At 71.8% G+C, this 24,241-nt stretch carries 36 protein-coding genes and 1 pseudogene; 22 read left to right on the forward strand and 15 right to left on the reverse strand.

Annotated features, from left to right (window positions below; genetic code table 11):
- The first annotated feature begins 192 nt into the window (after positions 1-192).
- Positions 193-690 (forward strand): hypothetical protein, encoded by a 498-nt coding sequence (locus RCG67_RS06555; RefSeq protein WP_368825363.1) that lies wholly within the window; start codon positions 193-195, stop codon positions 688-690.
- Between the two features lie 27 nt (positions 691-717).
- Here the strand turns inward: RCG67_RS06555 and RCG67_RS06560 are convergent, their stop codons facing one another.
- Positions 718-1,308, reverse strand: a complete 591-nt coding sequence (locus RCG67_RS06560) for a thymidine kinase (protein ID WP_368825364.1) — start codon at positions 1,306-1,308, stop codon at positions 718-720.
- Between the two features lie 165 nt (positions 1,309-1,473).
- Between RCG67_RS06560 and RCG67_RS06565 the strand changes: the two genes are divergently transcribed.
- On the forward strand, positions 1,474-2,205 hold the full coding sequence (locus RCG67_RS06565; RefSeq protein ID WP_368825365.1) for a DUF72 domain-containing protein: 732 nt from the start codon (positions 1,474-1,476) through the stop codon (positions 2,203-2,205).
- 37 nt (positions 2,206-2,242) lie between these two features.
- Here RCG67_RS06565 and RCG67_RS06570 read toward each other — a convergent pair whose 3' ends face one another.
- Positions 2,243-2,539, reverse strand: coding sequence for a hypothetical protein (locus RCG67_RS06570; protein ID WP_368825366.1), 297 nt, complete (start codon positions 2,537-2,539; stop codon positions 2,243-2,245).
- A gap of 275 nt (positions 2,540-2,814) precedes the next feature.
- On the opposite strand from RCG67_RS06570, the gene RCG67_RS06575 reads away from it, so the two are divergent.
- Complete coding sequence (locus tag RCG67_RS06575; protein WP_368825367.1) at positions 2,815-3,018, forward strand: hypothetical protein; 204 nt, start codon at positions 2,815-2,817, stop codon at positions 3,016-3,018.
- A gap of 187 nt (positions 3,019-3,205) precedes the next feature.
- Here the strand turns inward: RCG67_RS06575 and RCG67_RS06580 are convergent, their stop codons facing one another.
- The 5 genes from RCG67_RS06580 to RCG67_RS06600 all read right to left on the reverse strand — a co-directional run bounded on the left by RCG67_RS06580 (position 3,206) and on the right by RCG67_RS06600 (position 6,303).
- A complete protein-coding gene (locus tag RCG67_RS06580; RefSeq protein ID WP_368825368.1) occupies positions 3,206-3,505 on the reverse strand; it encodes a hypothetical protein in 300 nt (99 codons plus the stop codon).
- Between the two features lie 241 nt (positions 3,506-3,746).
- Positions 3,747-4,130 carry a winged helix-turn-helix domain-containing protein gene (locus tag RCG67_RS06585; RefSeq protein ID WP_438612642.1) on the reverse strand — a complete coding sequence of 128 codons (384 nt, stop codon included), beginning with the start codon at positions 4,128-4,130 and terminating at the stop codon, positions 3,747-3,749.
- 67 nt (positions 4,131-4,197) lie between these two features.
- Positions 4,198-4,686, reverse strand: coding sequence for a hypothetical protein (locus RCG67_RS06590; protein WP_368825369.1), 489 nt, complete (start codon positions 4,684-4,686; stop codon positions 4,198-4,200).
- Positions 4,683-5,759 (reverse strand): TerC family protein, encoded by a 1,077-nt coding sequence (locus RCG67_RS06595; protein WP_368825370.1) that lies wholly within the window; start codon positions 5,757-5,759, stop codon positions 4,683-4,685. The genes RCG67_RS06590 and RCG67_RS06595 overlap by 4 nt, the downstream gene beginning before the upstream one ends.
- Positions 5,760-6,090: 331 nt before the next feature.
- The gene (locus tag RCG67_RS06600; protein ID WP_368825371.1) at positions 6,091-6,303 is read right to left on the reverse strand and encodes a hypothetical protein; all 213 of its coding nucleotides are present in this window, start codon (positions 6,301-6,303) and stop codon (positions 6,091-6,093) included.
- 444 nt (positions 6,304-6,747) lie between these two features.
- On the opposite strand from RCG67_RS06600, the gene RCG67_RS06605 reads away from it, so the two are divergent.
- The 3 genes from RCG67_RS06605 (at position 6,748) to RCG67_RS06615 (ending at position 8,641) form a co-directional block, all read left to right on the forward strand.
- Entirely contained in the window at positions 6,748-7,521 is a 774-nt protein-coding gene (locus RCG67_RS06605; protein WP_368825372.1) for a hypothetical protein, read from the forward strand.
- A gap of 143 nt (positions 7,522-7,664) precedes the next feature.
- A complete protein-coding gene (locus RCG67_RS06610; protein WP_368825373.1) occupies positions 7,665-8,069 on the forward strand; it encodes a hypothetical protein in 405 nt (134 codons plus the stop codon).
- A gap of 221 nt (positions 8,070-8,290) precedes the next feature.
- Positions 8,291-8,641, forward strand: a complete 351-nt coding sequence (locus tag RCG67_RS06615) for a hypothetical protein (RefSeq protein WP_368825374.1) — start codon at positions 8,291-8,293, stop codon at positions 8,639-8,641.
- Between the two features lie 151 nt (positions 8,642-8,792).
- On the opposite strand, the gene RCG67_RS06620 is transcribed toward RCG67_RS06615, so the two are convergent.
- On the reverse strand, positions 8,793-8,987 hold the full coding sequence (locus RCG67_RS06620; RefSeq protein ID WP_368825375.1) for a hypothetical protein: 195 nt from the start codon (positions 8,985-8,987) through the stop codon (positions 8,793-8,795).
- 200 nt (positions 8,988-9,187) lie between these two features.
- Between RCG67_RS06620 and RCG67_RS06625 the strand changes: the two genes are divergently transcribed.
- From RCG67_RS06625 to RCG67_RS06650, 6 genes are all read left to right on the forward strand, one after another.
- On the forward strand, positions 9,188-9,745 hold the full coding sequence (locus RCG67_RS06625) for a GNAT family N-acetyltransferase (RefSeq protein WP_368825376.1): 558 nt from the start codon (positions 9,188-9,190) through the stop codon (positions 9,743-9,745).
- Positions 9,746-10,022: 277 nt separating this feature from the next.
- A complete protein-coding gene (locus tag RCG67_RS06630) occupies positions 10,023-10,307 on the forward strand; it encodes a hypothetical protein (protein ID WP_368825377.1) in 285 nt (94 codons plus the stop codon).
- A gap of 26 nt (positions 10,308-10,333) precedes the next feature.
- Positions 10,334-10,594 carry a hypothetical protein gene (locus tag RCG67_RS06635; protein WP_368825378.1) on the forward strand — a complete coding sequence of 87 codons (261 nt, stop codon included), beginning with the start codon at positions 10,334-10,336 and terminating at the stop codon, positions 10,592-10,594.
- Between the two features lie 60 nt (positions 10,595-10,654).
- A complete protein-coding gene (locus RCG67_RS06640; protein WP_368825379.1) occupies positions 10,655-10,804 on the forward strand; it encodes a hypothetical protein in 150 nt (49 codons plus the stop codon).
- A 103-nt stretch (positions 10,805-10,907) separates the two neighbouring features.
- Positions 10,908-11,303, forward strand: a complete 396-nt coding sequence (locus RCG67_RS06645; protein ID WP_368825380.1) for a hypothetical protein — start codon at positions 10,908-10,910, stop codon at positions 11,301-11,303.
- A gap of 415 nt (positions 11,304-11,718) precedes the next feature.
- Positions 11,719-12,573 (forward strand): hypothetical protein, encoded by an 855-nt coding sequence (locus RCG67_RS06650; RefSeq protein WP_368825381.1) that lies wholly within the window; start codon positions 11,719-11,721, stop codon positions 12,571-12,573.
- A 935-nt stretch (positions 12,574-13,508) separates the two neighbouring features.
- Here RCG67_RS06650 and RCG67_RS06655 read toward each other — a convergent pair.
- A complete protein-coding gene (locus tag RCG67_RS06655; RefSeq protein WP_368825382.1) occupies positions 13,509-13,721 on the reverse strand; it encodes a ferredoxin in 213 nt (70 codons plus the stop codon).
- 205 nt (positions 13,722-13,926) lie between these two features.
- On the opposite strand from RCG67_RS06655, the gene RCG67_RS06660 reads away from it, so the two are divergent.
- Together RCG67_RS06660 and RCG67_RS06665 are read left to right on the forward strand one after the other, a co-directional pair.
- The gene (locus RCG67_RS06660; protein WP_368825383.1) at positions 13,927-15,117 is read left to right on the forward strand and encodes a cytochrome P450; all 1,191 of its coding nucleotides are present in this window, start codon (positions 13,927-13,929) and stop codon (positions 15,115-15,117) included.
- Between the two features lie 207 nt (positions 15,118-15,324).
- A complete protein-coding gene (locus tag RCG67_RS06665; RefSeq protein ID WP_368825384.1) occupies positions 15,325-15,627 on the forward strand; it encodes a hypothetical protein in 303 nt (100 codons plus the stop codon).
- A 202-nt stretch (positions 15,628-15,829) separates the two neighbouring features.
- Here RCG67_RS06665 and RCG67_RS06670 read toward each other — a convergent pair whose 3' ends face one another.
- The 4 genes from RCG67_RS06670 to RCG67_RS06685 form a co-directional block, all read right to left on the reverse strand.
- Positions 15,830-16,519, reverse strand: coding sequence for a hypothetical protein (locus tag RCG67_RS06670; protein ID WP_368825385.1), 690 nt, complete (start codon positions 16,517-16,519; stop codon positions 15,830-15,832).
- 267 nt (positions 16,520-16,786) lie between these two features.
- Complete coding sequence (locus tag RCG67_RS06675) at positions 16,787-17,251, reverse strand: ester cyclase (protein WP_368825386.1); 465 nt, start codon at positions 17,249-17,251, stop codon at positions 16,787-16,789.
- Between the two features lie 538 nt (positions 17,252-17,789).
- Complete coding sequence (locus tag RCG67_RS06680) at positions 17,790-18,035, reverse strand: hypothetical protein (protein WP_368825387.1); 246 nt, start codon at positions 18,033-18,035, stop codon at positions 17,790-17,792.
- Positions 18,032-18,223, reverse strand: coding sequence for a hypothetical protein (locus RCG67_RS06685; RefSeq protein WP_368825388.1), 192 nt, complete (start codon positions 18,221-18,223; stop codon positions 18,032-18,034). The genes RCG67_RS06680 and RCG67_RS06685 overlap by 4 nt, the downstream gene beginning before the upstream one ends.
- Before the next feature lie 178 nt (positions 18,224-18,401).
- Here RCG67_RS06685 and RCG67_RS06690 point away from each other — a divergent pair, with 178 nt between their 5' ends.
- From RCG67_RS06690 to RCG67_RS06705, 4 genes are all read left to right on the forward strand, one after another.
- Positions 18,402-18,884 (forward strand): hypothetical protein, encoded by a 483-nt coding sequence (locus RCG67_RS06690; protein WP_368825389.1) that lies wholly within the window; start codon positions 18,402-18,404, stop codon positions 18,882-18,884.
- A 484-nt stretch (positions 18,885-19,368) separates the two neighbouring features.
- On the forward strand, positions 19,369-19,590 hold the full coding sequence (locus RCG67_RS06695) for a hypothetical protein (protein WP_368825390.1): 222 nt from the start codon (positions 19,369-19,371) through the stop codon (positions 19,588-19,590).
- A 396-nt stretch (positions 19,591-19,986) separates the two neighbouring features.
- Positions 19,987-20,556 carry a hypothetical protein gene (locus tag RCG67_RS06700; RefSeq protein WP_368825391.1) on the forward strand — a complete coding sequence of 190 codons (570 nt, stop codon included), beginning with the start codon at positions 19,987-19,989 and terminating at the stop codon, positions 20,554-20,556.
- Positions 20,553-21,011, forward strand: coding sequence for a helix-turn-helix domain-containing protein (locus tag RCG67_RS06705; RefSeq protein ID WP_368825392.1), 459 nt, complete (start codon positions 20,553-20,555; stop codon positions 21,009-21,011). Before RCG67_RS06700 ends, RCG67_RS06705 begins: the two co-directional genes overlap by 4 nt.
- Before the next feature lie 281 nt (positions 21,012-21,292).
- Here the strand turns inward: RCG67_RS06705 and RCG67_RS06710 are convergent, their stop codons facing one another.
- Together RCG67_RS06710 and RCG67_RS06715 are read right to left on the reverse strand one after the other, a co-directional pair.
- Entirely contained in the window at positions 21,293-21,769 is a 477-nt protein-coding gene (locus tag RCG67_RS06710; RefSeq protein ID WP_368825393.1) for a hypothetical protein, read from the reverse strand.
- Between the two features lie 171 nt (positions 21,770-21,940).
- A complete protein-coding gene (locus tag RCG67_RS06715) occupies positions 21,941-22,579 on the reverse strand; it encodes an Ltp family lipoprotein (protein ID WP_368825394.1) in 639 nt (212 codons plus the stop codon).
- A gap of 163 nt (positions 22,580-22,742) precedes the next feature.
- Between RCG67_RS06715 and RCG67_RS06720 the strand changes: the two are divergent.
- From RCG67_RS06720 to RCG67_RS06735, 4 genes and pseudogenes are all read left to right on the forward strand, one after another.
- Positions 22,743-22,859: pseudogene (locus RCG67_RS06720) on the forward strand (hypothetical protein); the annotation flags it as partial.
- A gap of 374 nt (positions 22,860-23,233) precedes the next feature.
- Positions 23,234-23,572, forward strand: coding sequence for a hypothetical protein (locus RCG67_RS06725; protein WP_368825395.1), 339 nt, complete (start codon positions 23,234-23,236; stop codon positions 23,570-23,572).
- Between the two features lie 10 nt (positions 23,573-23,582).
- Entirely contained in the window at positions 23,583-23,891 is a 309-nt protein-coding gene (locus tag RCG67_RS06730; RefSeq protein WP_368825396.1) for a hypothetical protein, read from the forward strand.
- Positions 23,892-23,906: 15 nt separating this feature from the next.
- Positions 23,907-24,233, forward strand: a complete 327-nt coding sequence (locus tag RCG67_RS06735; protein WP_368825397.1) for a hypothetical protein — start codon at positions 23,907-23,909, stop codon at positions 24,231-24,233.
- Positions 24,234-24,241 lie beyond the last annotated feature (8 nt).

The raw sequence follows: 24,241 nt of genomic DNA on the forward strand, positions 1-24,241 counted from the left end.
GCCGGCGTCGTCCCGGGCCGGGCGACGTCGTCGGCCCTCGGCCGCGGCCGAGGCGGGCGGCGGTGGGACCGCCGGCCCGCGCCGTGGGACGGGCCCGGGAGTTCCCCGGGGTCTGCGCCGACTGCTACGTTCTGCGCACCAGGCACCCGGCGGAGCGGCCGCCACCGGTGCCCCGGCCCCGAGGAGGCTCCCGTGAGCCAGCACCACCACGTCGGCGGCGCCACCGGCATCGGCACCCGAGCCGTCGTCGTCCGCGGCGACCCGACCCTGCGCACCGAGCGGCGCACCGTCGTCGACGAGACCGACCGGACCGTCACGGTCGACGACGGGACCCGCTTCGCCAAGGCGACGGGTCTCGAACGTCGTGCCCCGGAGCCCGGTCCCGGTGAGCACGGGAGCGCGCCCGCTCCGACCCGCCTCGTCACCGAGGGACACCCCGAGTTCGAGCAGCTGTGGGCGGACGCGGGGCTCAGCGCCTTCACCGACTCCGACCACGCCGCCTACGTCGAGGGGCTGATCGCGTCCAACCGGCTGGCCCGGCGCGGCGACGTGCACGCCCACTACGACGTGGCCGCCATCATCGACGAGCTCGCCGCCCTGCACCCCGACCTCGAGGCCATCCCCGAGGACCTGTTCTGGGCGGTCGTCGACCGGCACGGCCGCGAGGAGGACCGGGACGTCGCCCCGTGACAGCGTCGCCGGGACCTCGCGCCCGGCTCAGCGCAGGCGCCCGCCGGAGCGGCGGAGGTAGCAGCCCGCGCACATCGACTCGTAGGAGACCGCGACCCCGTCGATGGCCACCTGGTCGCCCTCGAAGACGGGCTCCCCGTCCACGGTCCGGGCGTTGAACATCGCCTTGGACCCGCAGCGGCAGATCGTGCGCAGCTCCTCGACGGTGTGCGCCACGGCCAGCAGGCGGGCCGCGCCGGGGAACGCCTCCGTGCGGAAGTCCGTGCGCAGCCCGTAGGCGAGCACCGGCACGCCGTCCAGCACCGCGATGCGCAGCAGGTCGTCGACCTGCGCCGGGGTGAGGAACTGCGCCTCGTCGACCAGCAGGCAGTGCACCGGCCCCTGCTCCTGCACCGCGGCCCGGAAGCGCCCGCGCACGGCGTCGTCCGGAGCCAGGAGCAGGTCGACCCGCCGCGACTCCCCCAGCCGCGAGACCACGGTGTCCGCGCCCTTCGAGTCGACCGCCGGCTTGGCGACGAGCACCTTCTGGTCCCGCTCCTCGTAGTTGTGCGCGGCCTGGATCAGCACCGTGGACTTCCCGGAGTTCATCGCCCCGTGACGGAAGTAGAGCTTCGCCATCAGCGTGCTCCGGCGGGACGGGAGGCGGGGGTGGTCATGCGGGTGCTCCTGGGGTCGTGCCGGGTGTTCGGTGCACGGCGGGCGGCGCCGTGCGGGCCGGTGAACACCCTACGTCGGCACCGTGCGGTGGCCGGCACCGCCGGGGATCCCGCTAGCCTGGAGCACATGGGCTGGCACATCGGCACCTCCGGGTGGAGCTACGACCACTGGGAGCACGTCCTCTATCCCCCGGGCACTCCCCCGGCGAAGCGCCTGGAGCTCTACACCCGGGCCTTCACCACCGTGGAGCTCAACGCGAGCTTCTACCGGTGGCCGCGCAGCGCCACCTTCGCCGGCTGGAACCGGCGGCTGCCGGAGGGCTTCCGGATGACGGTCAAGGCTCCCCGCGGGCTCACGCACGCGAAGAAGCTCTACGCGCCCGAGACCTGGAGCCGGCGGATCGCGGAGTCCTGGCACGAGCTGCGGGACCGGCGCGGGGTGCTGCTCGTCCAGCTCCCGCCGGCGCAGGCCCGCGACGACGCACGGCTCGACTGGTTCCTGGCCGGTCTGCCCGGCTGGCTCCCGGTCGCGGTCGAGTTCCGCCACGACAGCTGGGTGCACCCGGAGGTGTTCGAGCTCCTGCGGCGCCACGGGGCGGCCTACTGCGTGCTGAGCGGGGCCGGTCTGCCCTGCGTCCTGGAGGCCACGGCCCCGTTCGTCTACGTCCGCCTCCACGGCCCGGACCACCACCACCTCTACGCGGGCTCCTACTCGGACGAGGACCTGGCGTGGTGGGCGGAGCGGATCCGGGAGTGGGACCGCGACGGCCGCGAGGTGTACGCGTACTTCAACAACGACGGCCACGGCCACGCCGTGCGCAACGCCCTGACGCTGCGCGGGCTGCTCGAAGGCGGCTGAGGAGCGGTCCGTGCCGGGTGCCCGGGCTGGAGCGCGGTCAGCGCCGGACGCCGGGCTTGCCCCAGGAGCAGGGGCCGAGGTGCTCGTCGGTGGGCCCCAGGTGCTCGACCTCGCCGAGGGGCAGCAGGGCACCGGGGCTGTGTCCGTCGGCCTCGCAGCGCACGACCACGACCATGTTCAGCTCGGCGGGCTCGTACGGTGCGCACAGGACGGTCTCGCCGGCCCGCAGGTCCAGGCCCGGCCGGTCCACCTGCATCCGGTAGCGGGACACGCGGGGCGGGGTGCTGGCGGGACGCCCGGGGACGGGGGCGGGGATCGGGCTGGAGACAGTCATGGGGACCTCCTGGTGGTCGGACGCACCGGGGTCGGGGGACTCCGGTGCCGGTGGGGGCTGCTCGACATCGTCGTCCGTCTCCAGGATAGAGCCCCTCAGGTGGCGCCGGAGCCGGATCGGCGGTGATCCGTGTCGCACCGCGTCCGCTCCCACCGGGGACGACGTGGCGGCCGGGCGGTTCGCGGGGTCCGGGGAGCATCCCACCGGAGTGCCCCGGCACCCGCCGGCCGGGCATAGGATCGGGCCATCACCGTCGAGCAGGACAGGAGCCGGGAATGGACCGCTACCAGGAGCCCGCGGACCGCAACGAGGCCTACGCGGAGACGAGCCAGGAGGGGCTGGGCGTCCGCGACGAGGACTGGCTGACCGCCACCACGGACGAGAACAACAGGCGCGAGGGCGCCCGGCCCCAGGACGCGGGGGACGACGTCGTGCCCCCGGAGGACCCGGAGGACGGTCGCCCCGAGGACGACCGGTAGCCGCCGTCCTGGCTTGCACTGCCCCGGCGACGTCTTCCACCATGGAAGGCCTGCCTCCGGCACCGGGAGGCGGAACGTGTTGGAGGCCCGGACCCTGCGCTCAGCGGAGGGGCCGGGCCTTCGCAGTGGTCGGGGCGTCCCGGGACCCGTCCCGCCCCGTGCGGAGCGGGCCGTGCCGGCTGCGCGGCTACGGCAGGTCGCTGTAGCCGACCTCGTACTCGGTCACGTCCAGGATGCGCGAGCCCGAGGTGGCTGCGGCACGCTCCCGGATCCGTTCCACGGTCTGCCGCGTGGCGGCCAGGGCCGCCGCGTCCGCCCAGAAGGTGATCGAGACGGACCGGCCGGTGGTCCGCTCCACCAGGCTCAGGGATCCTCGGTACCCGTGCAGCGCCTGGATGCCCGGAAGGACCTCGGAGCGCAGCGCGTCCAGGCCGGAGTCGTAGTCCTCCGGATAGGCGCCCTCGTAGGTGCTGACCCGTGCGTACATCGTCGGCCTCCTCCCGCCGGTGCGGACAGGATACGCACCGGGCAGGGCCGGGCACCACCGGTCCCCGGCACGGCTGGAGGCGGTGCCGGCCCCCAGCACGTACCGTCTCCGGCGCTCGTCCCGGTCCCGAACGCCGGCACGATCCGCGATGCTGCCCCGGCCCCGCAGGAGCACCCGCTCACCGGAGCCCGGCACGGGCGGCGTGGGCACGCGCCGGCGCTCCCGCGTCCTTTGCCTCGGCTCAGGCTCCGTCCGGTGTCCCGCGGGAGACGCCGGGGGCGAAGACGGCCAGCAGCTCCCCGACCTCGTGGGCGGCCGTGGCCGGGTGGCGGAAGTGCCGGTGGACGTCGAGGGTGTAGTGACTGCGCCGGCCCACCCTGTGCCGGGTGAGGTAGCCGGCGTCCTCCAGGTCCTTGAGGATGGTCAGGGTGGCCCGCGTGGTGATGCCCACCTGGGCGGCGATCTCGCTCACCCGCGCGTCCCGGGACTGGGCCACGGCCAGCAGGACGTGGCCGTGGTTGGTGAGGAACGTCCACGGCGGGCGCCCCGCCCCCGCTCCTCCGGACCGGTCCGGGGCGGGGGGCGGGCTCGCGGCCGCCCCAGGGTGGTGGGAGCTGGAGGGCACGGTCGTGGATCCTTCCCGTCGGGGTGCCGATTCTACGACCCGGACCGCCGGCGGGAGCGGATCCGGGTCAGAGCTCGGCCAGTCCGCGGGAGCGTGCCGGGCGGCGCACGGTGACCAGGGCCGCCGCGCCGGCCGCCACGAGCAGGACCTCGGCGCCGTGCCGGACCGTGGGCAGCGGCAGGCCCGCCGGGGTGACGACCACCGAGGCGCCGGCCCGGCCGGCCGCATGGGCCAGGGCGATGGCCCGCCCCTGACGGGCCCGGCGGGAGGCGCAGGACCGGTGCCACACGACCTGGACCCGGGCGGGGACCCCGGCGGCTTCCAGGGCCGGGCGGGTGCGGGCGGCGACGGCCTCGGCCTCGCGCAGCGCCTCCCGGTGCACCCGGGCGGCGATGACGGCGTCGGTGCTGAAGGCCGAGCGCAGCATCGGCACCAGCAGCAGCAGCGGGCGGCCCTGGTCGGCGGCGATCCTCGCGGCGCAGCGGGCCACCGGGACGGACTCGGGGCCGTCGGTGATCACCGCTGCCACGGGACGGCGGGGGGCATGGGCGGTCATCGGAGGTCTCCTTGGTGGCGGCGGGCGGGCTCGGGGTCGTCCCGGCGCCCGGTGGCGGTTCCCGGGCGGCGGGACGACCGCACCGGCTCCAGGGCGGCGTCCTCGGCCTCGGTGGCGACCCGGAACGGGGGCTCGGCCGGGGCCGGCAGCTCCCGGCGTCCCTGTCCCCGGGTGGCCCGCAGGCTGAGGACGATCGAGACGGTGATGATCGTGGCGACCACGGCCAGCGACACCGGGGTGGGGATGTAGAACACGTCGATCTTGAGCAGCATCTTGGTCCCCACCCAGATCAGGACCAGGGCCAGGCCGACCTTCAGGTACACGAAGCGGTGCATGAGGTCTGCCAGCAGGAAGTACATCGCCCGCAGCCCCAGGATCGCGAAGGCGTTGGCGGTGAAGACGAGGAACACCTCGTCGGTGACGGCGAAGATCGCCGGGATCGAGTCGACGGCGAAGACGACGTCGGTGGTCTCGATCAGCACCAGCACCGCCAGCAGCGGGGTCGCCAGCAGCACCCCGTCCTTCCGGACCAGCAGCTTCTGCCCGTGGTAGACGTCCGTCATCGGCACGAAGCGCCGGAAGCCGCGCAGCACCATCGACTGATCGGGATTCAGGTGCTCGTTGCGCTGACGGATCATCCGGTACCCGGTGTAGAGCAGGAACGCCGCGAAGACGTAGAGGATCCAGGAGAAGTTCTGGATCAGCACCGCCCCCGCGGCGATGAACACCCCGCGGAACACCAGGGCACCGAGCACACCGAGGAACAGCACCCGGTGCTGGAACTCGCGGGGAACGGCGAAGTAGCTGAAGACGATCGCCCAGACGAAGACGTTGTCCACCGCCAGGGACTTCTCGATGAGGTATCCGGCGAAGTACTGCTGGCCGAACTCCGCGCCCCACACCTGCCAGACCACGGCGCCGAAGCCCACACCGAAGGCCACCCACACCCCCGACCAGACGGCAGCCTCCCGCACGCCGATCACGTGGGCGCGGCGGTGGGCGAACAGGTCGACCGCCAGCATGACCACGATGAAGCCCAGCACAGCGGCCCAGATCCAGAACGGCACATCCATGACGAACAACCTTCCGATCGATCCGATCGGAGGTCTCTCCCGGCCCGGCACGGACCCGTTCCGCCGGACCCTCGGGGCCGTAGTGACGACGGAACGCTGGCGGGATACTCCCCTCCCTGTACAAACCAGTGAAGCACACTTCACCTTTTTGCGGCAAGGATCGCATCGGTGCCCGCTCCGTCGGCCAGGATCGGCCGGCCGGGCCCCGGAGGTCGGCGGGGCCCGTCCACGTCGTCGCCACCATGGTGCCGCGGAACGGCCGGGCCCGCTCTGCCGGTGGGCTTCGTGGGCCGCATGTCCCTCCGTCGAGACCGAGGGACATGCAGGAGGCTCAGAGCAGCGGCACCAGTCCGCTCCGCAGCAGGGGCAGCCCGCGCAGGCTGAGGTACCTCTCGATCGTGGTGACCGACGGCGCGGTCAGGTCCTCCTCGGCCTCCCACAGCGCGTCGCACTCGTCGCAGACCTGCACGACCTCTCCGGTGGCCTCCACCCGGTAGTGGGCCACCGTGCCGTACTCGCAGTCCGGGCACTCGTCGGGCTCCACGGCAGCTCCTCTCCTCACGCGCCCCGGCACGGCGCCGGGGCGCTCATCGGATCGACGCGAGGACCCCGCCGCGCTGGGGCCAGCGCTCACGAGGTCCTCGGGTGATCAGATTGTGCACCCGCAGGGCCGGTGCGCGGAAGGGCCGCCGCGCACGCGGGCACCGAGCAACCACCCGAGGACGCCCAGCGCCCGGGACGTCGGTGCGGTGGCCCCCGCGGTCGCCACGGCCAGTGCCCCGGCGTGCCGGACCTCCCTGCGCCGGAACGGACCCGAGGACCCGTCGTGGTGCACGGCGGTCCGTGAAGCCGGCCACCGTCGCCGCGGGGAAACCCGCTGCCCCGGCGGCTCCCGGGAGGAGCGGCCGGCGGCTGTTACGGTTCCACCAGCAGGCACCGGGCGAAGACGTCGCCCCCGCCACCGACGCCACGAGGAGCACCCCGGCTGATGGACGAACGGCGGAGACTCAACCAGGGCGGCGCCGTGTACACCGGCGCCCGGGCGGTGGTCGTCCCCGCCCGCACCGGAACCACCGGTGAACCCACCACCCGCCGTGTGGTCGTGGCCGCCGACCGGAAGAGCTTCACCCTCGACGACGGGCAGGTCTACGAACGGCTCTCCGGGGCACTGTGGTCCCAGCGCTACTCCCTGGACATCGGCACCCTGCTGGTCCGCCAGGCCTGCACCGAGGGTGCGGCCCTGTTCGACAGCCTCTGGCGCTCGGCCACGGACCCGTCGCCGCGCACCGCGGCCGAGATCGCCCGGGACCAGGACCAGGTCGTCCTCGAGGCACTGCGCGCCCGGCACCGGGTCCCGCCGTGGGCGAGGGCGGACTTCTACTACGACACGGCGCGGGCCCGGGACGCGCTGGCCGGGCTGAGTGCGGACTTCACCCGGATCCCCGACGAGAAGTTCTGGGCCGTGGTGGAGCACCACCGCCGCACCCCCGCCGAGATCGCCGGCCTCACCCGGCCGGTGGGCCCGGACTGCCTCACCGCCGAGCACGGCACCTGCCGGCGGTGCCGGCCCGTGCACGTGTGGGCCTGGGTCGCCGAGCGCCGCTGGAGCCACCACGGCGGGGACCCGGCGGTGACCTACGACGTCGGGGCGATCCTCACCGCGCTGGAGCGCATCGACCCCGGGTACCAGCACACCCCGGGCCGTGTCCTCGACCGCGTCCTCGACGAGCAGCACCGCGCGGAGCAGGGGAACCCCGGGTGAGCCCGGCACCGGCGGAGCGGCCCGCCGCGGCACGAGAACCAGCCGCCCGGAGCGGTCCGGCACATAGGATCGGGCCAGTGCCTGCACCTGCCCGTCCGGTGCTGCCTGCTCGGCACCCGGACCCATCGACGAGAGGACGTCCCATGCGCCGCCCCCTTCCTGCTCTCCTGGCTCTCTCCGCCCTGGTGCTGACCGGCTGCGGGCCGACCGCCGCGGACATCCAGGCGATGGTGGACGGCAACACCGCCTACGACGACGCGCTGGCGCTGCGCGAGGACGTCGTCGACGCCGGCGTCGAGTGCCCGGGCACGGACCAGCTGCGCGCCCCGGCCGATGCGTCGACCACCTTCCTCGACTGCGCCAACGGCGTCATGGCGATGGCGGTCGCGGGGTCCGAGGAGAGCATGGACCAGCTGCTGGGCCTCCTCCGGGACGAGCAGAACGCGTCGATCCTGCACGCGGGCAACTGGATCGTCATCTCGAGGGACGCCGCTCCGCTGGAGCAGCTGCAGGACGAGCTCGGCGGGCAGATCACCACGAACCCCTGAGCGCTCGCGGTGCCGGCCGGGGCAGCGGCAGCCGTCGAGGGACCGTGCGAGCGTTGTCGACCCGCACCCCGGACGGCCTGCCTCCGGCACCGGGAGGCAGAACGTGGAGGAGGTCCGGCCCCCTGGTCGCGGTCCGGGCCTCCACCGCCCCACCTCCGAAGCAGGGCATTCCCCTTCGCACATGGATCTGGTGGACTGGTCGCGGACGGCGACGCGACCGGATGGGGCCGGCAGGCCTGAAGGGCACGACGAAGCAGACGATCGGCACCGTGGTGCTGACCACGGGAGTCCTCACCGTGTTCAACTCCTTCGAGCTCCACACGGTGGGCCCGTTCTGGCTGGGCGGCTCGGTCACTGTCGCCGGCGTGCTGATCGCCGTGCTGGGGTGGAGGCTGATCTCCCGCGGGCGCGGTGACGTGGCCCTGGCGGACAGGCAGCGCAACGACGCCGAAGTCGCCCGGCACCAGGCGTACTCGGCCGGTGGGAGCGCACACGGCCAGGGGCAGGGTGACGAGGAGGCCGGATCCGCCGAGACGGACTCCTCGCTCGAGGAACCGCCGGAGTCCCGGTAGCGGCTCGGACCCGCTCGCCCTCCGGCCGGCGCACGACGGTCCGGGTCCCCGGCTCCGGTGCCTCCGTGCCCGTGCCCCGAAGTGGGACTGCGCGGCCGCCGGAGGGCTTCCGCGACGGGCCGCCACGGAGCCGTCCGCCGGCCTCCGGGGCTCAGTCCCCGGCCATCAGGAAGCCGCCGGCAGCCAGGAACAGCGCGGCCGAGACAGCCAAGAACCCGGCAGCGGCCCGGCGGTCCCGGCCCCGGGGCATCGTGCCCTTTCCTTCGACCAGCCCCCGGGCCAGGAAGGCCAGGCCGGCGAACAGGAACCCGAGGGCGACCAGGTTGAGCTTCAGCGACGTCGGCATCAGCGGACCACTGCTGTGGTCGCGCCTGTCTCCGCCATGTCGCCAGCGTAGCGAAACGCGAGCGCCGGTCCACTCAGCTCGTCAGGCGGTCTGTGCGTCAGGTGGGTTGCCGCAACACAGGCGCCTCTCCGACGGATCTGCCCGCCTGAGTTCCCCGAAGACCCCTCGGTCCCGCGGCGCACCGGCGCTACGCTCGTCCCATGTGCTCCCCCAGCATCACGATCCGGCCCGCCGCCTGCGACGACTGGGAAGCGGCCGCCGAGCTCAACCGGCAGGTCGCCCCGCACCGGGATCTCACCCGGAAGCAGTTCGAGCGGTGGCTGGGCACCACCACGGTCGCGGAGACCCGCCGGGGCGAGATCGTCGGGCTGTGCCACGGCAACCACTCCTCGGCCACCTGGCAGAGCTTCGTCGTGACGCCGGAGCCTCCCGCCGAGTGGCGGTGCAGCTACCTCGACACCCTCGTCGTCGCCCACCACCACCGCGACCGCGGCATCGGAGCCGCCCTGCTGGAACGCTTCCTGGACACCGCGCGGGCGGCGGGCAACACCTGGGTCGTGCTCCGCCCCGAATCCCCCGATCCGGTGCACGGGGCCGAGGAGCTGCTGGCCTTCTACGGGGCCGCCGGTTTCGTCCCGCTCCAGCACCGGCTCGCCCACGGTCTCACGCGGGCGCTCATGCTCGGCCGGGCCCTGGTCGAGCACCCCGACCACACCGTCGAGCCGCTGCAGGTCACCGCCACGGTCCCCGGCCGCTGACCCGGCAAGCATTCTCCGGAAGCCCCACCCCCGGCGGAGGACAAGGGGCGCCTCCGGAGTGCGAGGCCCACCGGCACACCGTGGCGGTCATCGAGGTGCCTGCGGGTCGTCGCCGACCAGGGGGAGAACGGGCGGGGGGCACTCACCACACCCTGCGAGCAGCACCCCGTCGTGACGCCGGACCCCCACCCTGTGCCCCGGACCGCCGTGACCGACAGCCCGGTCCCCCACGTCCGGCAGGACGCGCGCCGACATCGAGACCACCGAGTGGAACGCCGTGGGCGCCGAGGCCCCGGTCGTCAGGATCGTCCCGGGGGAGGCGGTGTCCTCCGTGGTGGCCTCCCACCCGGTCCTGCGCCGGATCGTCCTGACCGAGACGGCCCCGGTCCTGCACACCCTGTTCGAGCAGGACGGCCGCCGCCGGATCGCCGGCGTGCCCGTCGCCACGCACCAGGACCCCGCGGTCGACACCTGGATCGCCGAGCTCCGGAGGCACGGCGTGGCGCTGGTTCCCACATCGGTCCTCACCCTGGTGCAACGGGGCCGGTTTCCTGCACCCTGAAACCACGAGCCCTCGAAGGAGTCGACATGCTGCCCCTGATGCCCGCAGAAGCACTCGACAGCCCGCCCCCGTTCGGTCTCGTCCTGGGGATCCTCGGCCTGGCCGTCGCCGCGGCGTGCGTGGCTGCTCTCCTGCGTCTCTACCGTCCGAAGCACCTCGACCGGCGCACCGGCACTGACGGCGGAACGGCCGCTGGGGGCTCCACCGCGGGATTCTGGGGCTACGCCGGCGGGGATTCCGGAAGGGGATTCGACGGCGGCGGGGGTGTGGGCGGTGGCGAGTGCTGACGCCGACCCACCGAGAGGCTGCGCCTGAAAGTCGCCCTCACCGCTGTCGAGTGGCCGGCCGTGGCTGCCTCTCCGCCGGGCCCCACGACGCTGACGATCATCCAGCTCGTCGTCGGGACTCCGACCCTGCGGCGGGAACCCGTCACCGGCAGGCGGCGGAACGCCGCGACCGTGCTGCCGGTGCTGCGGGGTCACCTCGTCCACCGCTGATGCGATCGGCCCCTGCGGAGCCCCGGGAGAGGTTCTGCGGACGCGCGGACGGACCTACGATCTGTGCCACGGACACCGTCCCGGAGCTGAAGGAGGACTCATCATGCCCGCCCACGACGCCCTGCTGGCCTTCCTGCGCGAGCACCTGGAGCGCGACTGCGGCGGTGACGTCCACGTGCTGCGCAGCAGCGTGGCCGCCGCGATCGAGGAGCTCGAGGAGGGCACCGACACCCTCTACGCCCTGGTCGTGACGTGGGGTCAGGACGCCGGCCCAGGATACGAGGGCCCGACCCGCTGGAAGGTCGTGGAGAGCGAGACCGGTGACGGACCGGTCTTCGCCTCGGGCTCCGTCACGGGCTTCACCGGGGCCGACGACGGCCAAGCCAAGATCGTCCGGGCCGTCCGGGAGCACGGATTCGAACCGGTCGGGGCGTTCTTGTACGGCTTCGTCGCCGGCAGCAGCGTGGCGATGGTCCGCCGGCGTTCGCGCCCGAGCTGACACCGGTCCGGACATCCGGTCCCCCGCGCACCGCACCGCTGCCGCGCCGGCTCCTGCCGTCCCTGCCCGGAGTGACACGCACCCGGATCGCCATGGCCGTCGCCGTGGCGATCGACACGACACCCGGTCCTTCTGTTCCACCGAGACGCGGCATGTCGGCACCACGACGGACTCCTCGAGCATCACCCCTGGTGAGTCCGCTCTTTGCCATTGCCAACGCAGCGGGTGCGGATCTAGCGTGAGCGCACATCGACCTGCTGACCAGGACCCGGTTCTGCGTCGGACGATCGGCAGCACGAGCTCCCCTGGGGAATCCGCCACCGAGCGCGGATCGGAAGAGCCAGTACGCCCGTGCCGAGCACCGCGGCCCCGGGACACGCCCGGGCGGCGACAGGATTCCAGGAGAGGCACGGACATGGTTGCTGTGACGAAGTGGGTGACGGCCGGGTTCTCGGCCGCGGTACTGGCCGGTGGGCTGATGCTGGGCGGCCCGGCGGCGGTCGCCGCCACGGACGACCCGGCCTGCGTGCAGGCGTCAGGGCACTTCGCCGAGGTGCTGGGCGCCTACGGCATCACCGCGGCGTCGGTGGTGGAGCTGGAGGAGGCCGCCTCGGCCGCCGCGGACGCCCACGCCCGCTCGGAGGCGCTGCGGGAGGCGGCGGCCGGGGAGCTGTGGGCCCAGCTGAGGATCGTGGACCAAGCCGACGACGAAGCCCGACCCGCGCTGCTGGCGGCCGAGGAGGCGCTGCGGGTGGCGCAGGCCTCCGGGAACGCGACCGCGATCTCCTCCGCGGAAGAACAGCTCGCCGCCGCCCGGGCGGCGCTGGCTCCGATCGAGGCGCAGGCCGCTGAGCTCATGGACGCCCTGGGAGCCGCCCTGAGCGCTCCCGAGGTGGTCGCCTCCCAGTCCGCTCTCGACGCCGCCTACCAGGAGCTGGAGACGCTCCGCTCGGGCCTCGGTCTCGACGAGGCCTCCGCCCACCAGCTCGTGGGTCTGGCCGATCAGGTGCGCGACCTGTGCGGGGACCTCGCTGCCGGTCCGCCCGTCGTGGACGCAGGAGAACCTGTCGCAGCGCCGGAGCCGGTCCCGACTCCGCCCGCGTCCGACCCGGTGGCCGTCAATCCCGGGCTGAACATGGACACCGCGGTGTCGGCCGAAGCCGGCGGACCCTCAGGGGCGGCGACCGCGGGTCTTCCCGTCGTCCTGGCGATCGCCCTCATCGGCGGCGCCGCTGCCCGGAGGAGCCGTTCCGGCAGCGACCGGGCCTGACCCGATGGTCCGACCGGGGCCGAGCACGCGGCCCGCAGCGGCTGTCCGGCCGGAGCCGCCGCAACCGCAGGAGCTGCCGGGCTCGTGGTGGCGCAGCTCTGCCGGCCGGTCGCGCTGCGCTCGAGCGATGCCGGAGTCCTGCCCGGCACCGACCAGAGCCCCGTCGTCGACGGGGCGTTTGCTCCTGTCGAGGACGGGGCTTCCGTCTGCGGCCCGACCGGGCCGTCCACTGTGCGCGAGGGGGACTTGAGAACTGCCGCACGTCGGTTGTCGGGTACTGACATCACCCGGACAGCGATGCCCAAGACGAGCCTCAATGTGTCCCCTCCGGAACCCACTCCCCTACTGGCGACCGCCTGGTTCACCGCCCCTTCTACGCGCTGGTTGCAGTGTCGCTGCGAACAGAGATGCGTGGAGCATTCCGCCGCGGTCGCGGACAGCGAGCGGATCTTGTGGTGCGGGCGAGGGTGTTCAGCATGATAGGCACCCTTACATCACCTCGAGGGCGCAGCGACTTCCAGTCGGCGCAACCCCCCGTTTTCTTGGCTGACAGCGTTCCCGGCACGATCATCTCCGAGTCCACGCTGCGACAGAAGGCGACGGCGGGAGAGATCCTCCACCTCGGACCCACGAACTCGTGATGGTTCACCGTCGAGGACATCGATGAGCTCTTGAGCACCCTTCATCGACCTGTCCACAAGACGACAGCCATCGAAAACCTCGGGCATGGAGCGAGAGGAATCCATCCGTTCCGCACAACGACCGGATCGCGAACTGCGCATCGGACGCGCGTCCAAAGCGACAACGCATTCTCTCTTGTCGCGATGCCGGCGGGACGATTCCGGTGAGGATGGAGAGGTGTCAGTCGTCCGCCGGGTCCTTTGCACGGTCCGGAATCGACGGGTCCGAACAAGAAATCTGGCACCTCGCACTCCTTATCGGTCGAGCAGGATCGCGGCGGCCGGGCAGGCCAGCGCGGCCTCGCGGACCGCAGCGTGCGCGGCTTCTGGTGGTGCTGCATCGAGCAGGAGCACGACGCCGTCGTCGTCGCGCTGGTCGAACACCTCCGGTGCCAGGGCGGCGCACTGCCCGGAGCTGCAGCACCTGGTGCGATCCACACTGATCCGCATGTCCGTCTCCTCGTCCATGGCCGGCTCCGGGAAGGTGTCGGCGCCGTGTCGCGGGTGGATGGATCCCCGCCCTGCTGGAGGTAACAGCGGCGGCTGGAGAACTCTTCCCCCGGACATCCATCGTCGCTGGTCATGACGCATCTGGACGGGTTCCCGGCGGCTCGGTAGCGTGGATCCCCACGGAAGAAGTTGCGCCGTACGGTTACCAGGACTGAGGTGCACCATGACCTCCACCGACCCCGCCGCCCTGCCACTGACCCGGCCGTGCCCCGACGCCCCGCCGCCCGAGCACCTGCGGTTGCGCGAAGAGGCGCCCATCTCCCGGGTCACCCTGCCCTCCGGGATGACCGTGTGGGCGTTGACCCGCCACGAGGACATCCGGGCGATGCTGGCTGATCCGCGGTTCAGCTCCGACCGCAACCATCCCGGGTTCCCCGCCCCTACCCACGAAGCGATCCCGGTGTCCTTGAGCCTGCTCGGTATGGACCCGCCGGCGCACGGGCCGGCCCGCCGGGCGGTGATGGGAGAGTTCACCCTCAAACGGATCAGCGCACTCGGCCCGCGCATCCAGCAGATCGTGGACGAGCGCCTCGATGCCCTGCAGGCCGGACCCCGCCCGGCGGACCTGGTGCAGACGCTGTCCCTGCCGGTGCCCTCACTGGTGACCTGCGAACTGCTCGGGGTGCCCTACGCCGACCACGACTTCTTCCAGACCCGCTCGGCCACCCTGCTCTCCCGCAGCGTGGCGGTGCAGCGGATCCAGCAGGCACTGGGCGAACTGCTGTCCTACCTCGACCGGCTGATCAGCGCGAAGGAGCACGATCCCACCGACGACCTGCTGGGCCGCCAGATCCGCAAACAACAGGAGCAGGGCGGTGTGGACCATGAGGCCCTGGTCAGCCTGGCCTTCCTGCTGCTGGTGGCCGGTCATGAGACCACCGCGAACATGATCTCCCTGAGTGTCCTGGCACTGACCGAGCGCCCCGAGGATCTGGCCGTGATCCGCCAGGATCCCAGCAGGACCCCCGATGCCGTGGAGGAGCTGCTGCGCTGGTTCACGATCGCCGAACTGGGGACCTCACGGGTGGCCCGGGAGGACGTGGAGATCGGCGGGGCGCTCATCCGTGCCGGGGAAGGAGTCCTCGGGCTGTCCAACACCGCCAACCGGGATCCGGAGGCGTTCACCGACCCGGAGGCCTTCGACATCGACCGCGGCGGACGCCACCATCTCGCCTTCGGGTACGGCCCGCACCAGTGCTTGGGCCAGAACCTCGCCCGCCTGGAGCTGCGGATCGTCATCGACACCTTGTTCCGGCGCATCCCCGACCTCCGGTGCGCGGTTCCCGTCGACGAGTTGCCCTTCAAGAACGACTCCGACATCTACGGCCTCCACGAGCTGCCCGTCACCTGGTGACCACGGTCGTCCAGGCACGCTCGACGACCGTGACTTCCTGGCACGTGGCCGTCTCCTGTGCTCCTCGGGCCCCGGAGCGCATCGCCGAGTGCACCTGCTGCTCTGGTTTCCCGGCCCGGCACCGCTCCCGGCTCACCCATCACGCGGGCGCGGCGTCGTACTGCACCGCCTGCGAGGGCTGGGCTCTTGTCCGGACACATGGAGGGCATGGAAACGATCACGAGCGCACCCGCCGCAACGACTGTCCCCGACACTGTCGCCGCCGCCCTGGCCGCCGGCCACGTCCCGTCATCCCTGGCTGTCCACGTCGCGCAGCTGGGCCTGATGAAGCTGGAGAGACCGATGACGATCGCCGGGGCTGCCGCGGCCGCCGACGAGGACGGGTTCCTGACCGCGGCCGTGGAGGTCTCCCTCTACGCCTTGTCGGAGGGCCGGGCCATGCGGAGGCCGGGGAGGACCACCCGATCGCCCGTGCGATGGTTCAGGAGCGCTTCGAGCCGGCGCAGGTGACTACCAGGTCATCGGCGCGTCCCCGACCAGCATGCTCACCCCGGTCGCCCGCTTCGACCTGCGCGAGGCCGTGGTGTCCAGCTACGACCCCGTGGAGCTCGACGAGATGTCCGGCACCGAAGCCCGATCCGCCGGATGAGACGACGAACGCCCCGGTGCTCCGCTTCGGAGCCCGGGGCGTTCTCCTGGACGCGACGCAGCGTCAACCGGCCTGGTCCGATGGTTCCGGAAGATCGGGTTGCTCACCGGCGGCCGCTTGATCGAGCAGGTCGCAGACATCGAAGACGTACTCGGTGATGTTCTCCGTGATCTCCGCAGAAACCACCGCCGGGAACCCCGCCTCGTCCAGGGTCTCCGGGTCGAAGGTGACCGTGGCGGTGAATCGTCCGTCCAGGAAGAGGAAGTCCTCGGGCAGCCCGGCGCCGGCCGACAACGCGGCCGACTCCTCGGTCTCGGACATCAGCAGACCCGGCCCGAACTGGTCGAAGGTCACGGTGGTCCCGTCGGCGCTGATGGTCTGGAACGCGGCGCCGTCCAGTTCCACCTCGTCCAGGGTGGCCCCGTCGGAGGCGCGCATGAGGTCGAAGGAAGCCTTGCCGCGCAGCTCGATGACCGTGTCCCCGGTGTCGGTGACCCAGACCCGGTGCACGGTCTCGTCGTTCTCGCCGATGGACACCGTGACCTCCGTGCCGCATGCCGGGACGGTGATGGGCTGCAGGGCCTCTTCCGGCAGTGGCAGGAACTGCCCGTGCGTGTTCTCCGGGGGCCACGGGGCCTCCTCGACAGCCTCTTCCTCCGACGGGGTGGATTCCCGGGCGGTCGCGACGGCTGGCATGGCGACGGCCAGCAGTGCGGTGGATACCGCGGCGATGAGGCGGTGTGCAGTGTCCATGATCGGTCCTCGTGGCTGGGTGCCGAGGACGTGCCGGACGCTGTCCACGGCGAGTGCGGTGGATGGAGTCGATGCTGCGGGTGCCGGCTGCCCGGCTCCACGGCACCAGTGTCCTCACCCCGGCGAACCACAGGCGCAAGGGACGAGGGATGCTCTCGCGATCGTTACCGATCACCCCGCGGGGCTGTCACAAACACACCCACACCGGTGCGACAGCGAACGCACCGGTGTGGGATTCAGCAGCGGCAGGAGAAGCTGCTCAGGGCTTCACAGGAGGCCGAGCTGCTGGGCCATGGACATCATGTCGAGGTAGCGGTGCTCCACCTCGGTCGTCCCGCTCTCGTCGTGCCGGTTGAAGACGGCCATGGGGACGGACACCCGCCGGCCGGAGGGCTCGACCACCCCCAGGGGAGTCGTCAGCTGCCCTGTGTGGGTGCCCACGAACAGCAGCCGCATCGCTGCCGTGCGGCCATCGATCGCCACCTCCTCGATCTCCAGCTTCATGTCCGGCATCGCGGTGATCCACTGCTGGAAGTCCTGCTGGATGGCTGCTCGGCCACGCACGGGCTCAGGAGAGGCAGCCGTGTAGACGACGGCGTCCGGGGCGTAGGTGGATGCAGCCTCCGCGGCATCATGGGCGTTGAGAGACACGATGACGTGCTCGACCTGCTCCCGGCGGTCCATGCCCTCGCCCGGGACTGGTCCGACGACGGACGTGTGGGTGTCGCCCATGGTGATCTCCGCTTCTGGTGGACCCAGGCCCCACCCGCTCGGCAGGGTCGGCACTCGACGGTAGGCACCGGCTGACTGGGGCACCAAGAAGTCCGTCCGGATCGTCGCAGGCTCGTGACTCAGGGCGGACACATGACGCCTCCCATCCCGCTGACCATCGCTCTTGCGCCCCACCACGAGCCCGGGGCACTTGGTCGCGCCGGCGACCGGCGCCGGGCCCGCCGGTCCTGCTGGACGACCGAGGCGATGAGACAGGCGAAGGCGACAGCGGTGAACCATGCGCCCAGGGCTCCTTCGAGTCCCAACCAGAGGCACACAGCGAGCATCAGCCCCAGGAACGTCACGTACCCCCGACGCGCCTTCGACACGATCTACTCCTTCCGACGAGCTGCGCGGCCGGCCAAGGTGCTCACGGAGATGTTCAGCGAGCACAGACAGAAGAAAATCGCCCACCCCGCGGGCTCGCCGCTGCGCACCGCCCACCACAGCGTGGCCAACGCGCCCACGCCGAGGATCACCTGGAGCACCCGCCACGACATCACCTCCGACAGGACCTGCACCCGCCGGTCGCCGGCACGCTGCTGGGCCCGCCTGCGGATCCGCCCTGCCGCCGCTCGTGGACCGTCAGCGACACGGCGATCAGCACCGCGGCCATGGTGAGCCCGCTCAGAGCCCGCTCGAATGCGGTCAGCGGCGGCCACGTGCCCAACTGCGCCAGCACCAGGAGCGCCGCGCCGACGAGCATCGCGATCAGGTGCCCGTGCAGGGACCGGTCCGGTGTCATGGCCTCTCCTGTGGGCCGGTCTCTCCGCCGCGACGGGTGCCGGGAGACCAGAGGTTGCTCAGCAGCAGAGCGGCCACGCCGATCGCGGTCATCCACCAGTTCCACTCGCCCAGGACCAGACGCAGCCCCACGACGAGGGCCACGATGATCGCCGCTTGGATGAGCACCTGCTGCCATCGCCTCGACACGCTGCACTCCTTCTCGCCCATCGCCTTGCTTGCTCGCATCGTGCCACGAGGAAACCGGGGCTGTCTGACCCCTCAACGGCGAACCGTGGTGCAGCAAGCAGGGGCACGCCGCACTCGGCAGCAGGAGCAGGTCGCGGCCGCCGGGTCGGTGATGGTCTCGGGCGCAGAGGAGGTTGCCGTGAACCCGGTCGATGTGGAGCGGTTCTACGCCCACGTGCTCAAGGGCCCGACTCCCGATGCGTGCTGGTTGTGGCTGGGCGCGATCAGCGACGACGGGTACGGCCGGTCCTGGTTCAACACCCCGGCCGACCAGAAGGTCGTCTCCGCCCACCGCTTCGCCATGGCCACCGTCCACGGCGGACCGGAGGCGATCGAGGACCGGACCGCGCTGCACCGGTGCGACGTGCCGCTGTGCGTGCGCGCGTCGCTGCAGCCGACCACGCACCTGCTGCTGGGGACTGCCTCGGAGAACATGAAGGACCGGGCGCTCGAAGGACGGATGCCTTCGCCGAACGCCGCGTGGTGGCGCCGGCTCAGCCGAGCTGAACGTGCCGCCCGGTCCCGGCACCTGCGCGAGCAGCTCCAGCAGCACGGCTGGGACCAGGGCTTCATCCGCCAGCTGGTCCACGACGTCGGCCCGAACCACCCCCTGCTGTTCTGACAGCCCGAGCTCCTCATGCGCAGCCGGCGGCATCCCGCGGCGGGCGTCCATGGCTCGGGCGTGGGCGAGGCTCAAGTGCCCACCGGCGATGGCGGCCGTACCGAGGATCGGGCCGACGATGACCACCTCGTAGAACCCGACGACGGCCGAGATCGCCCCGCAAGCCCAGCAGAGAACCCCTGCGATCCAGCCCAACCAGAGGAAGGCCTTGGCCGACACCTCGTATTCGTAGGGCGGAGCCAGCGGCCCCGGGTCTCCTTCGAGCTCCAGCTTCCGGTGGCCCCGGCTGGCTCGGTGCAAGAAGTAGCCGCAGACGCCGGCGGCCGCGGCGCCCGAGTTCGTGGACGCGGCCGACGTGCTGTCCGATGACTACAGGGGCAAGCTCCTCGACGAGATCGCCACTGACGAGGAGAGCCCTGCCGTGGACGACGAGGAAGGGAGAGCGATAATGAGCGCGCGTACCTCTGGGAGGAGGAGCGAGACGATGACCGTTTCCGCTGAGCACATCGGGTCCACCGCGAAGGCCCTGAAGCTCGATCCGGACGTGCCGCGGAGGCTGACCGAGCCCTCGCAGCCCCGCACGGTCCCGGTCCGCCTGCACCTGCTGGGCAGCGAGCCGATCTACGTCTCGACGCAGGAGAGCGCCCGCGACCTGGAGCGCACCGACCGCGCCTACGACGCCGTCACGACGGTCACCGCCGCCTGACCGCCCACCGCCCCGCCGCCCACACCGGGCCGCGGGGCGGTGGACTTCCTCGGCACGACCCGCTTCGCCGCTGAGGCGAACATGCTCTCCGGGATGGGCCCGCTCCCGCTGGGCCGGCTCGGTTCCGACCTGGACGGCGAGGTTTGCCGTGGGCTGGCGGGCCCTGACGGCTTCAACGCCGAGGACGCGCTGAAGGTTCGCGCCTCCTATGGTTGCCCAGAACGTTTTGAGGCCATCGATCGGGCGATCCTCGGGCTCGAGCAACGAAGGCGGCCCGACGCGTCCCTGCTCCTGCAGGTTCTGTTGTCGCCGTTGGCACGCCTGCTACGGTGCGACCATCAGGCACCGGGCGAAGACGTCGCTCACCGCCTCCGACTCCCCGAGGAGCACCGTGCGATGAGCACCCCCACCTGGCAGACCCCCGAGATTCTCGCCGCCGCGGCCGGGCCCCAGGGCCCGCAGGTCCAGGCCGTCTTCGAGAAGGCGGCCGACATCGGGCTCGACGAGTCGCAGGCGCTGCGCAAGGCGTCCGAGCTCCACCAGAAGTTCGTCACCGACAACACCCCCGTCGAGGTCGACTACGACGCGCTCGGCCTGGCCGCGGTGAAGCTGGCCGTCAGCGCCGCGGCCGCCGCCGGACGCCAGAATCCTCTGGATCTCGTCCTGGGTTCTTGGCGGAACCTGTCCCAGGCGATCGCCACCGACCTGTTCCTGCAGATGCACCGGCACACCCGCCCCGATTCCACGCCGCCGTCCGGGGACGCCCTGGAGCACGCCGCCGCAGCCACCGCCACCAGCTTTCAGATGCCCGTGGCCCACGCCCTGATCGCCCTCGCCGCCCGGGACTTGATCGACGCCGACGGCTTCCCGCAGGACGCCTACGACTTCCTGACCACCCCGTGGAACTGGGCCTTCGGCGCCGCCCACCCCGACGACGACACCGGGGAGACGGTGAAGAGCTCATGAGCGAGGACCTGGCCGCCTGGGCGCAGACCCGTCCGCAGCCGCTCCCCGTGGTGCAGGTGCCGGCCGACGGGCGGATGACGCCGATCGAGCTGAGGGTCGTGCGCGAGGCCCTGGGCCTGTCGCGAGAGCAGCTCGCCGAGGCGCTGAACGTCGGTCTGCGCTCGGTCGACGACTGGGAGTCCGGCCGCCGGCCCATCCCCGACGGGGTGCGCGATGACGTCGAGCGGATCGAGGCGTACACCGCCGAGGTCGCCGACCAGCTGGCGGCTCACCTGCTCGAGCACGCCGGGCCCGACCCGGTTTTCGAGGTCTACGACCGCGACGCCGACATGCCGGGCCTCGACCTGCCGGGCGCACCCTTGCCGCCCACCGCCCGGTGGTGGCGGGCGGTCGCCTATCGGGTGGCCGAGGACGTGCCGGGCCTGCGGATCGTCGGGGCACCGAGGAGGACGTGATGGGCAAGCGCAAGGACTGATGGGCGCCGTGTGCGCTTCCCGGGCTCGCCCGCGCCCAGGCTCGGGCTGACGTGGGCGGTACGCGATAGCACGAACCGATCTTCCGATCCAGGCGCCACGACCCACGCCACCCGCAGATCTGGGAGAAGTACCTCGACTCGATGGTCCACATGTTCGAGATGCCTTGGGTGCAGAACTCCCCCCGCGAGGATCGGAGCACGGGCCGACGGCTCTGAAGCCTGTCCGTAGCATGTGACCCCCGAAGAACTCCGGGAACCTCGTCAGAGGCCCATTTCCACGAGCTTCCAAGCCCCCGCGACCACCACGCCGATGAACCAGTCGAGGGTCTCCTCGTCCGTCTCCAAACCGGCGAAGTGCATCTCGATCTGCGCCAGCGGCAGATCCGACAGGTCCATCAGCACCGCCACCGACGGCTCGTCGAGCTCCGGGCCCGGGGCGAAGACGATCACCTCGACCTCCACCGCCGGCGCCTCCAGCAGCCGATCCTCCCGCTTGGTCGCCTGAGCGAACGCACGCGCCTGCTCGTAGATCCGCGCCGGCAGCGCGAGGGTGTCGGAGTTCTCCGGCCAGCCGACGTAGAGGGTCGCCGCCCCCTCCCCCGTGTGCACCGCGCGCAACCGGTTCACGTCCGGGCGCCGGTCAGCCAGGTTCGACTTCTCGACGACCTCACCGGGCACCTGCAGCGCGTCCAGCACGTCGTCCGGATCGGGGTGCGGGTCGTGCTCGGAATCAGCCATGGTTCGAGTCTCCCCCGAAGACGACCCCGGCCGAGACCAGGGCTCTAGCCCTCGCCGAGGCTCGGATCGTCATCGAGCATCGATCATCACCTCGCCGTCGTGATGTCGCCAGCCGGCAGGTTGGTTGTCAGCGTCATCGCGCGGAGTGCCGGCACCCCGCAGGTCGGCGTCTCAGAGCCCGACCTGATCCACCCCGTACGTCGCCTGCTCGGCGGTGTACCCCTCGAACATCAGCTGCTCGATGAGGCCCCCGCGGGAGAAGCCGGAGAAGTCGAGGTAGTTCTGGGCGGCCTTCGCGGCCTGGGCGTTGTAGTCGATCGTGAGGCTGTCGACGGCCACGGTCGCGTCCTCGGTCGAGTAGTCCTCGAAGACCAGCTGATCGATGAGCCCGGACCGCGAGAACGCGGTGAAGTCGAGGTAGCTCTGGGCCGAGCGCACCGCGTTCTGCTGCGCCAGCGTCAACCCCGACTGGTCGGCCTTCGGCTCCGGAGCCGGCGGCTCCGGCTGCGCTGCCTCCTCGGCCTTCTCGGCGGCCTTGGCTTCCGCTTCGGCCTCTGCCGCTGCCTTGGCCTCGGCTTCCGCCTCCGCCTCCTCGGCGCGCTGCTCCGCTTCCGCGGCGCGCTCCTCGGCCTCCTGAGCCTTGGCCTCCGCATCGGCCACCCGTTGGTCCGCCTCGGAGGTGTCCTCGGTGACGGTGACTGTGGCCGTGGGGGTCGACGACGACGCCTCTTCGGCACCGCACCCGCTCAGCAGCAGCAGCGCGGCGAGGCCGCCCGAGGCCACCAGGGTCGGTGTGTTGATCTTCTGCATCGTGGATCTCCTTCTGGCGCACCCGAGGCTTTGGCGGGTCGACGTCAGGGCGTCGGCGGTGACGCCATCGACCACTCCCACGTGCGCGGTTCGCTTTCGTACATCGTCCCACAGGCTGCGTTCTCACGTCTCAGATGACCGACCGCACCACCCCCACCACCGCATCCAGTTCGACGCCGAGGGCTAGGCCGCCCGGCAGTACTTCCTCCAGCACATCAACGAGAACACCGTGTTCTTCCACGACCTGGAGGAGAAGCTCAATTACCTCGTCGACCACCGGATCCTCACCGGGCGACGCTCCGGCCGCCGGGTCGCTCTCGTCCACTCCCCCGGCGGCATGACGCAGAAGGTGGGTGACTTCCTGCCGATCGAGAAGCTGGAGGCCGAGTAGGAGTTCCTGGCCTACAACCACACCGACTACTGCTGCACCCTGCACTCCACCCACGCCGGCCCGCACCGCGGCTGCATCCTGCGCTGACCCGACCCTGTCCCCCGGGTTCTTCGGCCGGTTCTACACCGCCCAGGCCCGGACCCGGCCCTGAGCGCCTCGCCCGCATCACCCGGCTCGAAGCCCCAGTTCCCTCCTGAACGACCGCTCCACCGCTAGATTCTGATCAACAGCGCCTCTCCAGCGCACCCTGACCGGAAGGCCCCATGGGCGACAACGCGACCATCGAGACGATCTTCGAACTGATCTTCCTCCTCCCGTACCTGATCGGCCCCGCGCTGCTCGTCGCTCTGATCTCCGTCGCCGCCCCGGTCTTTCGTCGGCGGCAGCCGGTCAGCGCCGGGCGTCGGACCGCAGCGGTCATTTTCTCGCTGCTGTGCCTGTTCTGGGCGTTCCAGCTCATCGGCTGGGTCCTGGACCTCGGGGTCTACGGGATCGCGCTGATGACCGCATTGGTCGCCTCGGCGGCCGCTACCCTCATCCAGGTGGGCCGCGCACCTGCGGCCGGACCTCGCGGCAGCCTCCCGGCGCCCGGAGACGGGTAGGAGAGCCGCCATGGAACAGGAGACCGTCTGGGCGCTCGAGGCGCTGATGTTCGCCCTACCGCTGGTGGGCTACCCCGTGCTGATCATCGCCGCGCTCATCGTCGACGCCCCGATCCTGCGCCGGGAGGCGGTCACCGAACGCCGGCGGACCGCGGCGACCGTGCTGGCGATCCTCTCGCTCATCGCCGCGGCGCCGCTGCTGCTCATGGCCTGGTTCCTGGGCGTCTTCGGGCTGCTGCTGCTCGGCGGGCTGACCATCCCGGCAGTGCTCACTCTGGTGCGCCTGCGCCGGCTGCCCCACACACCTCCGACACCCTGACCGAAAGACCTCGTCGTGGAGAACATCCCCCTGATCCTGTTCGGCGCCGGCTACTTCATCATTGGTCTGGGCATCCCCGCCGGGATGATCGTGGCCCAGCTGACCCTCATCTGGCCGATCATGCGTGGGGTCCGCCCCGTAGACCCCGGCCGGCGCACCGCCGCCGGAGTGATCGCCCTGGTGTCCGTGCTCTCCGTCCTCCCGATGATCCCCGCCGCGCTGTCCGGCGCGCTCTTCGCCGTGGCGATCGTGGGGGTGCTCGCGGTCGTCTCCGCCTTCACCCTCTTCCAGCTGCACCGCACCAGCCCTGCGCTTCCTATGCGGGGCACCGGTGGATACTGACCCGCCGC

Origin of the sequence: Kocuria cellulosilytica (assembly GCF_040981245.1) — a bacterium.
GTDB lineage: Bacteria > Actinomycetota > Actinomycetes > Actinomycetales > Micrococcaceae > Kocuria > Kocuria cellulosilytica.

What these genes read in the sequence shown, in the direction of transcription:
- RCG67_RS06625 (WP_368825376.1), top strand. Translation starts at nt 9,188, where the DNA reads ATGTGCTCCCCCAGCATCACGATCCGGCCCGCCGCCTGCGACGACTGG.
- RCG67_RS06665 (WP_368825384.1), top strand. Translation starts at nt 15,325, where the DNA reads ATGGAAACGATCACGAGCGCACCCGCCGCAACGACTGTCCCCGACACT.
- RCG67_RS06635 (WP_368825378.1), top strand. Translation starts at nt 10,334, where the DNA reads ATGCTGCCCCTGATGCCCGCAGAAGCACTCGACAGCCCGCCCCCGTTC.
- RCG67_RS06560 (WP_368825364.1), bottom strand. Translation starts at nt 1,308, where the DNA reads ATGGCGAAGCTCTACTTCCGTCACGGGGCGATGAACTCCGGGAAGTCC.
- RCG67_RS06590 (WP_368825369.1), bottom strand. Translation starts at nt 4,686, where the DNA reads ATGACCGCCCATGCCCCCCGCCGTCCCGTGGCAGCGGTGATCACCGAC.
- RCG67_RS06615 (WP_368825374.1), top strand. Translation starts at nt 8,291, where the DNA reads ATGGGGCCGGCAGGCCTGAAGGGCACGACGAAGCAGACGATCGGCACC.
- RCG67_RS06680 (WP_368825387.1), bottom strand. Translation starts at nt 18,035, where the DNA reads ATGACACCGGACCGGTCCCTGCACGGGCACCTGATCGCGATGCTCGTC.
- RCG67_RS06725 (WP_368825395.1), top strand. Translation starts at nt 23,234, where the DNA reads ATGGGCGACAACGCGACCATCGAGACGATCTTCGAACTGATCTTCCTC.
- RCG67_RS06710 (WP_368825393.1), bottom strand. Translation starts at nt 21,769, where the DNA reads ATGGCTGATTCCGAGCACGACCCGCACCCCGATCCGGACGACGTGCTG.
- RCG67_RS06610 (WP_368825373.1), top strand. Translation starts at nt 7,665, where the DNA reads ATGCGCCGCCCCCTTCCTGCTCTCCTGGCTCTCTCCGCCCTGGTGCTG.
- RCG67_RS06650 (WP_368825381.1), top strand. Translation starts at nt 11,719, where the DNA reads ATGGTTGCTGTGACGAAGTGGGTGACGGCCGGGTTCTCGGCCGCGGTA.
- RCG67_RS06655 (WP_368825382.1), bottom strand. Translation starts at nt 13,721, where the DNA reads ATGGACGAGGAGACGGACATGCGGATCAGTGTGGATCGCACCAGGTGC.
- RCG67_RS06675 (WP_368825386.1), bottom strand. Translation starts at nt 17,251, where the DNA reads ATGGGCGACACCCACACGTCCGTCGTCGGACCAGTCCCGGGCGAGGGC.
- RCG67_RS06605 (WP_368825372.1), top strand. Translation starts at nt 6,748, where the DNA reads ATGGACGAACGGCGGAGACTCAACCAGGGCGGCGCCGTGTACACCGGC.
- RCG67_RS06580 (WP_368825368.1), bottom strand. Translation starts at nt 3,505, where the DNA reads ATGTACGCACGGGTCAGCACCTACGAGGGCGCCTATCCGGAGGACTAC.
- RCG67_RS06705 (WP_368825392.1), top strand. Translation starts at nt 20,553, where the DNA reads ATGAGCGAGGACCTGGCCGCCTGGGCGCAGACCCGTCCGCAGCCGCTC.
- RCG67_RS06715 (WP_368825394.1), bottom strand. Translation starts at nt 22,579, where the DNA reads ATGCAGAAGATCAACACACCGACCCTGGTGGCCTCGGGCGGCCTCGCC.
- RCG67_RS06565 (WP_368825365.1), top strand. Translation starts at nt 1,474, where the DNA reads ATGGGCTGGCACATCGGCACCTCCGGGTGGAGCTACGACCACTGGGAG.
- RCG67_RS06730 (WP_368825396.1), top strand. Translation starts at nt 23,583, where the DNA reads ATGGAACAGGAGACCGTCTGGGCGCTCGAGGCGCTGATGTTCGCCCTA.
- RCG67_RS06660 (WP_368825383.1), top strand. Translation starts at nt 13,927, where the DNA reads ATGACCTCCACCGACCCCGCCGCCCTGCCACTGACCCGGCCGTGCCCC.
- RCG67_RS06595 (WP_368825370.1), bottom strand. Translation starts at nt 5,759, where the DNA reads ATGGATGTGCCGTTCTGGATCTGGGCCGCTGTGCTGGGCTTCATCGTG.
- RCG67_RS06620 (WP_368825375.1), bottom strand. Translation starts at nt 8,987, where the DNA reads ATGCCGACGTCGCTGAAGCTCAACCTGGTCGCCCTCGGGTTCCTGTTC.
- RCG67_RS06645 (WP_368825380.1), top strand. Translation starts at nt 10,908, where the DNA reads ATGCCCGCCCACGACGCCCTGCTGGCCTTCCTGCGCGAGCACCTGGAG.
- RCG67_RS06575 (WP_368825367.1), top strand. Translation starts at nt 2,815, where the DNA reads ATGGACCGCTACCAGGAGCCCGCGGACCGCAACGAGGCCTACGCGGAG.
- RCG67_RS06570 (WP_368825366.1), bottom strand. Translation starts at nt 2,539, where the DNA reads ATGACTGTCTCCAGCCCGATCCCCGCCCCCGTCCCCGGGCGTCCCGCC.
- RCG67_RS06700 (WP_368825391.1), top strand. Translation starts at nt 19,987, where the DNA reads ATGAGCACCCCCACCTGGCAGACCCCCGAGATTCTCGCCGCCGCGGCC.
- RCG67_RS06670 (WP_368825385.1), bottom strand. Translation starts at nt 16,519, where the DNA reads ATGGACACTGCACACCGCCTCATCGCCGCGGTATCCACCGCACTGCTG.
- RCG67_RS06695 (WP_368825390.1), top strand. Translation starts at nt 19,369, where the DNA reads ATGACCGTTTCCGCTGAGCACATCGGGTCCACCGCGAAGGCCCTGAAG.